The organism is Moorena producens 3L (assembly GCF_000211815.1).
GTDB classification, from domain to species: Bacteria; Cyanobacteriota; Cyanobacteriia; order Cyanobacteriales; family Coleofasciculaceae; genus Moorena; species Moorena producens.
This window is the reverse complement of sequence record NZ_GL890859.1, coordinates 1-8019: the sequence shown is the minus strand read 5'-3', so window position 1 is coordinate 8019 and position 8019 is coordinate 1. Positions and strand designations below refer to the sequence as shown.

Sequence of the window (8019 nt, the reverse complement as noted above, 5' to 3'; positions counted from 1 at the left end):
AATTCTAAATTCTAAATTCCCCATTTCCTAATAAAAAAAAATTCCTAAACCCCTTGACAATTAGTAAATAAATTAATATATTAATATTATACACAGTTCAAACATAAAACTCCAAATGACTAACAACATGAATCCCAACTCAGATCACAATCTCAACAATCCTAATTGCCCAGAAAACTCGGGGGACCAATGCCGTAAGTGCAAAAAAGCCAAGCACGTCTTGGTCGGTACTCCTGAACAGGTTCGCAACAGCATTAATGCCGTGTATGCCCTTAAGTATGCACACCCCGACGAATGGAGCACTCTGGAGCCTACCGGAAAGCCTGGTCAGGTGATGACCTTTTTGATTCGATATTTCCACGTAGACTAGGATAGGAATTTGCCAGGGATGAAAATCCCTGGCCAACAGGAATCGTGAAGGTTGTTTTGTGAAGCAGGATGAAGCAGTATGAGTTGGGATGTTGTTGGTTTCCAGCAGTTGCTGACTAATTCAACAACAACGTAATAGTCAATTTGGAGTTATTATGTCAGAAGTACAGCTTAGTTGTACTTCTGACATATTGAAAAATTCAATGCGGTCAAGAATTGGGCTTAACCAAACTTGACCGATTTTTTTTAGGAAGTCGGGAGTCGGGAATCGGGAATCGGGAGTCGGTAGCACAACAGTCACTTACCCCTTGAAGGGTTATATTCAAGCATAAGATTGACGGATTACTTGTATCTTCCCACTAGATACAGTTTCGGGTTTTGGACTGACGCTAATTTCAATAGTTTGACCTAATGCTACCAAAAAAAATAACAGTTTTTCCAAGGAAAACCCTTGCAAGCGACCATTTTTTAAATCCATGACTTGAAGAGGATCAATTTTAAAAATCATAGCCACATCTGAATCAGCCAACTGCCTTTCATCAATAATATCGAAAATGAGTGAAGCTAGTTTAACCTTAGCCAACTTTTCTTCAGCATTAATAAATCCTAAATCAGCAAAAATGTTACCTGAGCTTACAGTATAATCTGGCATTATTTTATCCTTGGTGCTATTAATCTTGTTGTTTGGCAATATCTTGTGCTTGTTTTAGGCGTTCTTTAATTAAATCCATAGTCTGCTTTGGAGTTTTAATACCTGTCTTTGACTTTTTTTTAAAGGCGTGGAGAACATAAATAGTATTCCCAAGTTTTACAGCATATACTGTTCTGTAAGTATCTGTTTTATAATCGCTGACAATTTCAAACACTCCATTTAATTATTTCAAAGGTTTAATATGAGGATTATTTTGGTTTTTTTGAACCCGATAGAGAATGTAACCAACTTCATCAATGACATCTTCAGGAAACCCTAAAAGTTCCTTTTTTGAAGGTCCAACCCAAATAACAGTTTTCAGTAATTCATCTCCCATTTTTAAATTTGGCATCTAGATTGTAAAGTTGCTCTTGTTCACTTCCTTGTGGGTAAACCCTCTTGGCAAAGAGGATCCTGGGATTAGCTTTATCTCCGTTAAGCAAAAGGAATTGACAGAGCACTTTTATCCATAGTACCTAGCAACATTCATCAGCGACTCCATCAATAAATAATCAAATATAGCATTTATTGCAGTTGTGAGGTACACATTAGTTTTTCCCACTTCCGATTTTCCACTTCCCTTTTCCCTGCTCCCTGCTCCCTGCTCCCGTCTTGATGCAAAGCGCGAGTGGGGGAAACCACGGCATTCGCTCATGGCGGAGACCGCCTTTGGCGGCGCTGCCTCCCCAAGACCGCGCTGCATTGCTGCTCCCTAAAAACCATAAATTTGTACCTCACAAGTTGTATAATTGCTATAATCTACAATAGAATGTAGTGCCCTATAAATAGTATGATATGTCTGAAGGAGTGCAAGACAAATGCGAATCAGCAGGGAGAGACTGCAATATCCCCCAGGTTTATTAAATTAGGGTAGACGGGGTTAAAGGATCTATGCTGAGAAGGTTGATATGGTCAAATATCGGTTTCATTTTGTTGTTAGAACTGCTTTAGAAAAAGACAACTGGAAGATTACGGCAGACCCTTACGAAATTAGGATCGATGATGTCTATTTTGAGATTGATTTAGGAGCGGAGCAACTATTAGCAGCAGAACGAAAAAATCAGAAAATTGCTGTTGAAGTCAAAAGTTTTATCAGCCCATCCAAGGTTTCCGACTTTCATATGGCATTGGGGCAATTCCTAAACTACCGAGATGCACTGGCAAGGATGGAAGCCGATCGCCAGCTTTATTTGGCTGTGCGAGAGCCAATTTATGAGAGTTTTTTCCAGCGACGCTTCATCATGGCAGCAGTTGATCGTTATCAGATTAGATTACTAATTTATGATGTGAAACAGGAGGTAATTGTTCAATGGCTGTAGAGCAATATCGCCAGTATATTCGAAATCTTCTTTCGGAACGTGCTCAACGGGCTTCACGGCAAACAATTGCACCAGAGTATGAGGTTCAGACTGTCTTTGATACAGAGCAGGATCACTACCAACTACTCTATGTTGGTTGGCGTGGGAATAAACGTGATTTTGGCTGTATTTTACATGTTGATATCAAGGGTGGAAAAATTTGGATTCAGCATGACGGCACCGAAGAAGGACTTGCTAACCGATTAGTGGAAATGGGAGTTCCAAAACAGGATATTGTTTTAGCTTTTCATGAACCTGAAGTACGCCAGTATACTGGTTTTGGTATAGGTGACGGGATTGTTAATTAATCTAAAGACTTCTTGCAGAAGTCGGGAACAGGGAATAGGGAACAGGGAACAGGGAACAGTGGAAAAGAATTGACCCAAACACGATCAGGCGTAGATGTAGGGTGGGCAGTGCTGATCAAACCAATGGTCAGCTTTTAAATTGCTCTGATGCACTGCCCACCTGACTAACGATTAATTTTATTAAAAAGCTAAACTCTTTATTGTCCGTGAGCAGTGCTGATAAAATCTATTAAAACCTATTATTATTCGTTTTATAAAATGCCCACCTACGATTAATAGTATTACTAGTTTATAGTTAATTTTAGGTTGGTGGGCAGTGCTGATAAAATCGATTAAACCCTAATATTATCCGTCTTAGGCACTGCCCACCCTACGATGAATTTATGATTAATTTATTCTCTTAGATTGTCGCGCGGGCAGGATGCCAGTTTCATGCTTATTGTCGCGCGGGCAGGATGCCCACTCTACTTCTATGGATTTGAAGACTGAGGCAACAGGATCTCTTGTGCTTGTTTTATGATCGACTGCATCAAGAAAGAATCAAATCTTATTACTACTCCCTGTTCCCTGTTCCCTATTCCCTACTCCCTACTCCCTACTCCCTACTCCCTCCAAGCGCAAAAAATGCATATTTCCCCCTTCATCCCCTGCGACAATGGTGACATCATCTGGTGCAACGGCACAACAGTTGATCGCACTTTCTCCAGTAAACGTAGCAATAACTTCCCTAGTCTCGAAATCCCAGACTTGGAGTGTTTTATCGGAAGATGCAGAAATCACTAGCTTACCGTTGGATGTTACTTTGATCCGATTTATGGAGTCGGTATGACCTGTAAAAGTAAATATTTCCTCTCGCTTTTCCAAATCCCAAATTTTGATAGTATTATCCTCTGAGCCAGACACGACGTAGTTACCATCAGGGGTTACGGCGAGAGTATTGACTGAATCCCCATGACCTGTAAGGGTGAAACATTCCTTTCTAGTTTCTAGATTCCAAATTTTGATAGTTTTATCCTTGGAGCCAGAAACCAAATACTTACCATCTGGGGTGATAGCTAAACTAGTTATTTCCTGGCGATGACCTTTGAGGAGAAAACGTAACTTTCTGGTTTGGAGATTCCAAACTTTAATAGTGCTGTTAGTTGAACCAGCGATTACATAGTTGCCATCTGGCGTGATTGATATGCTTGTTAGAGATTCATAAAATACTAATGCTAATACTGAGACTACTAGTGGAATTAAAGATAATCCACACCAAATTAATATTTTTGACAACCAAGATAATGGTAATTTAATAAAAATTATTTTCCAAGAAAATACTAACAACGATATACTAGCAATAGGGATTAACAAGCATAAAGCAATAAATCTCAACTGCGAGGGAGTTCGCAAATCAAATTTATGATTTTTTTGCTTTAAGTCCCAGGCAGTAAAAAAATAACAAGAATTAAACAAATCTAGATGTTTATTTATAAAAATAATTTCATCTTTATATGGTATTTTAGCTAGTGTAATAATTTCTTTTTTACCGAAAAATTGGCTTGATTCATCTACTTTAAAATTTGAGTACATCTTAGGAGCTTTTTGAAATTGATTTTTGTGTTTTTTATTGCCAATCATCAAGCTCACAAGTAATTTAACAAAAAAGAAAATATTAATTAAAAATCCAATGATGACGGGTGATTTAAAAAGTAATAAGTGAAAATTATCATTCAATCTGATCCTAGGATAAAACTTGTGTTTAACAATTAAAAACAAAGTTATACCTAAGCTTAGTAAGCTATAAGTTAAATTAATAATTAGTGCTTTTATCCACCAGTCAAATATTTTATCTATAATTTCTACAAATCTATTTTTTATTCGGGAAAACCTATATGGATATTTATCAGTAGCAAAGTTTAAAATTTGGGTATTTTTTTCTAAATCATAAACTGTAACTCTGTTATAGGGTAAGCTAAAAATTACTTGTTTGCCATTGGTAGTAATGGTTACATCATTTACATATTTGTTATCATTGAGAACTTTATTATTATTTTTTTCTAAGCCTAAATTCCACACTTTAAGGGTTTTATCTTTGGAAGCAGAAATAAATCGTTTACCATCAGGTGTAAACGCAATATCAACTATCGGAGCAGTATGACCTTCGAGATGACCTTTGAATTGATAATGAAACTTAACTTGGTCGGATTCCTGATTTGTTTCTAAATCCCAAACCATTGAAAAATTATCACTGTAAACAGCAATCATCGACTTGCCATCAGGGGCAAGGGTAATGGAATATAATTTCTCCCTTGTCTCAGTATTGTGAGATGGATCGAGTGGATCGAGCTCGGAAAGCACACGGCTTATGGGGTGTAATTTCTCCCTTGTCTCAGTATTGTGAGATGGAGCCAGTAGGTAAAACATTTCAGGGCTTTCTAAACTCCAAATCGTAATAGCTCCATTATCTGATCCATAAATTAAGTGATTATCAGAGGTGATAGCAACAGTTTTCACTAAGTTTCCATTATATTCTCGAGTTAATTCTTCTTTTCCTGTTTCTAGGTTCCAGACTATGATATGGTGATAAACCTCCACAATTGATGCTGAAACCGCTTTGTTGCCATCGGGAGTAATCACTAAAGCAACTATAGGGGTACTATGACCATTAAATGTTAATATTTCTTGACCTGTTGCTGAATTCCAGACTTTAACAGTGTTATCAGAGGCACCAGAAATTACCCTGGTTCCATCGGGAGTCACCGCTACAGCATTTACAGGAGCACTATGACCATTAAATCTCAGTATTTCTTTACCTGTTGCTAAATTCCAGACCCTAATCGTATTATCAGAGGCACCAGAAATTACCCTGGTGCCATCAGGAGTAACTGCTACAGCATTTACTGGAGAAGTATGGCCTGTTAATGTTAAGACTTCTGCACCTGTATTCAAATCCCACACTTTAACGGTGTGGTCAGATGAACCAGAAATTACCCTGGTGCCATCTGGTGTGACAGCAACGGCATTTACCGAGTCACCATGACCACTAAGGGTAGATAGTAAGGGTCCAGTAGGGGAAGTTAACGTAGCTCTCAAGCTACGCAAACAAGTAGTTTCAGTTTGCGGTATCTGTTGTAATAATCGTTGAATGTCTGGGCTATCAAAATCTAGTAAACGCCCTGAGAGTTGCCCTGCTAATTGGGTTGGATCTTGAGTTAGGATATGTGTTGATAACCGCAATGCTCCCTGAATTAACTTCAGGGATTGTATCGTTTGCTCGCTGTAGTCTGGATGATATAAGTCTATATTATCAATCAACTCATAATCTTCAATCAGTGCCTTTATACCAAATTCAGGATGATTAAGTTTGGCTTCGATAAACTCATAATTACTCAACAAACGAGATAATTTGTTAAGGTTCCCACCTTCTAACCATAAACGGGGAATTTCACCCAAGAAATGCTCTATTTCTTCTGGTGACTTTTGCCCTAACCAACTGCGAAGATTACTCATAATTCAAGGGGTGTATCTCACTTTTGCTATTTGAGCCGGTGGTGCATTACGGGGCTGGCTGTCAAAACCAAGCACGAAGAGGCGGAAAATTAGGGCAACCGCCCCTAAGGCACCCTACAAAACTGCGAAGATTACTCATAACTCCAGCCCTTCTGTCATATTATCCGCAACTTCAACACTAATATTAGGTAACATCATACCCGCCGCTTGCACAATATCCTGTCGATGCAAAAAATCTCGGAAACTTTCGTGATAAAATCGATAACGTGGTGGTCGATAAGTTTCTTGCTTATGTAAAAATTGCTGCCATCCATCAAGCACTTCCTGCACGGTAAATTCATCCTGCTTAGAATAGTTGGCAATTATTTGACGAGAAGCCGCACTACGTAAGGCACACATCACATAAACAATTTTAATTTTATCCCTAGGTAAAGGCTTGGTTGTCATCCCCATCAGCTGCCAATGGTTTTCGTAATAGCCTTGTAACCCTACCGGTAATTCATTCAAGGGTTTATCATTATAAAAGCCATCGGCTATGGCTGGCAACACACAGCGCAAATACATAAAGTTATTTTCGCTTTTTCCCGCAATCTCTTCCACAAACTCTTGATTAGATAGGGCACGTTGCTTTTTAATCCACTGACTCAATCCCGGTTTATAGTCTGGATGATTCAGCAATTGCCAAATATACTCCTTTACATCTCGATGGCTTTGTTGAGAGTTTGCCCTTAAATCCAATTCTTCGGTTGGTGTACTCGGGGATAACCGCAGCCTTTTCTCATTCTGATTATAGGGTCTTCTGGTCAGGATAAAATAAACACGGTCTGGCACAATAGTCGGTAAATATAAAAGATTACCAGCTCCTTCTTGGTCAACTTCATCCAAGGCATCCACAACAATCACCAACCGTTCACCGGCAGATAATTTTTCCCTAACTTTAGCCAACAACGCTGATAAATCGGCATCTTGAGCATCTGGCAACTGGTAACGAGTGATCAATTGTTGACGGATTTTCTTGAGGAATAATTCTGGACGATTCATGCCCTCAGCACGACTATTAAAAAAGCAAATTGCGTCTGGATTGTCTAATACATATTTAGCAGCAATGGCGCTTTTACCCATGCCAGCATCACCAATAACCGTAAAGTAGCCCTGAGCAGTGTTGCTGAAAAATTCTTCAATAGCCTTAAAGACAAACTCACGTCCGCAAAATAAGTGAGTTTTGTCTTGAATAAATTGTTTAAATTCTGGTGGTAACTGGTGTTGAGGCTCCCAGTCTTTTCTGTCAACGATATCAGTTGGTTTAATCTTTAGAACCTTACAAATATTTCTAACTGCCCATCTTTCCACTCCATGGGGACAATCTTTAGTACCAAGCAAGCGCTTAACGGTATCCACAGAGACATTGGCTTGCTGTGCTAGTTTCTCTTGAGTCAGTTTAGCGTCTTTGTAAGCTTGTTTGAGTCTGGCTTTACCTTGCTGACTCGATCGCACTTTGTCAGATTCACGCATTTTGATTTTAGGGAGTCGGGAGTCGGGAGTCGGGAGTCGGGAGTCGGGAGTCGGTAAGCATTCAGCGGTCAGCGGTCAGCGGTCAGCCGTTAGCTTTGTGGCACAGGCTTCGACGTTGTGACTTTACGCTTACCTGTTTTCTTCAAAAGTTCCGTAGCTTGCCCATAGCCCATAAGCTGATAGCTGATAGCTGATAGCTGATAGCTGATAGCTGATAGCTGAATGCTTAATTAGGGCAGATAGGTTTTCTTGATTTACCTATTTGCCCTAATCTATTTTACAGCATTTT

At 39.2% G+C, this 8019-nt stretch carries 8 protein-coding genes and 1 pseudogene; 4 read left to right on the top strand and 5 right to left on the bottom strand.

Annotated elements, in window-relative coordinates; all coding sequences use genetic code 11:
* Nucleotides 1–115: 115 nt before the first annotated feature.
* Nucleotides 116–370: a hypothetical protein gene (locus LYNGBM3L_RS36305; RefSeq protein WP_071986857.1), complete on the top strand. Its 255-nt coding sequence runs from the start codon at nucleotides 116–118 to the stop codon at nucleotides 368–370.
* 138 nt (nucleotides 371–508) lie between these two features.
* Here the strand turns inward: LYNGBM3L_RS36305 and LYNGBM3L_RS43290 are convergent, their stop codons facing one another.
* From LYNGBM3L_RS43290 to LYNGBM3L_RS50285, 3 genes and pseudogenes are all read right to left on the bottom strand, one after another.
* Complete coding sequence (locus tag LYNGBM3L_RS43290) at nucleotides 509–670, bottom strand: hypothetical protein (RefSeq protein WP_154659752.1); 162 nt, start codon at nucleotides 668–670, stop codon at nucleotides 509–511.
* A gap of 21 nt (nucleotides 671–691) precedes the next feature.
* The gene (locus LYNGBM3L_RS11455; protein WP_008182726.1) at nucleotides 692–1021 is read right to left on the bottom strand and encodes a helix-turn-helix domain-containing protein; all 330 of its coding nucleotides are present in this window, start codon (nucleotides 1019–1021) and stop codon (nucleotides 692–694) included.
* A gap of 19 nt (nucleotides 1022–1040) precedes the next feature.
* Nucleotides 1041–1397: pseudogene (locus tag LYNGBM3L_RS50285) on the bottom strand (type II toxin-antitoxin system RelE/ParE family toxin).
* Nucleotides 1398–1968: 571 nt separating this feature from the next.
* Between LYNGBM3L_RS50285 and LYNGBM3L_RS11440 the strand changes: the two are divergent.
* Entirely contained in the window at nucleotides 1969–2379 is a 411-nt protein-coding gene (locus LYNGBM3L_RS11440; protein WP_008182717.1) for an element excision factor XisH family protein, read from the top strand.
* Entirely contained in the window at nucleotides 2370–2726 is a 357-nt protein-coding gene (locus tag LYNGBM3L_RS11435) for a XisI protein (protein WP_008182715.1), read from the top strand. The genes LYNGBM3L_RS11440 and LYNGBM3L_RS11435 overlap by 10 nt, the downstream gene beginning before the upstream one ends.
* Before the next feature lie 588 nt (nucleotides 2727–3314).
* On the opposite strand, the gene LYNGBM3L_RS33865 is transcribed toward LYNGBM3L_RS11435, so the two are convergent.
* Nucleotides 3315–6218, bottom strand: coding sequence for a WD40 repeat domain-containing protein (locus tag LYNGBM3L_RS33865; protein ID WP_008182713.1), 2904 nt, complete (start codon nucleotides 6216–6218; stop codon nucleotides 3315–3317).
* Nucleotides 6219–6353: 135 nt separating this feature from the next.
* Complete coding sequence (locus tag LYNGBM3L_RS11425) at nucleotides 6354–7730, bottom strand: AAA family ATPase (protein WP_008182711.1); 1377 nt, start codon at nucleotides 7728–7730, stop codon at nucleotides 6354–6356.
* Here LYNGBM3L_RS11425 and LYNGBM3L_RS43285 point away from each other — a divergent pair.
* Nucleotides 7714–7851, top strand: a complete 138-nt coding sequence (locus tag LYNGBM3L_RS43285; protein WP_154659751.1) for a hypothetical protein — start codon at nucleotides 7714–7716, stop codon at nucleotides 7849–7851. The two genes, LYNGBM3L_RS11425 and LYNGBM3L_RS43285, sit on opposite strands and share 17 nt — an antisense overlap.
* Nucleotides 7852–8019: the final 168 nt, after the last annotated feature.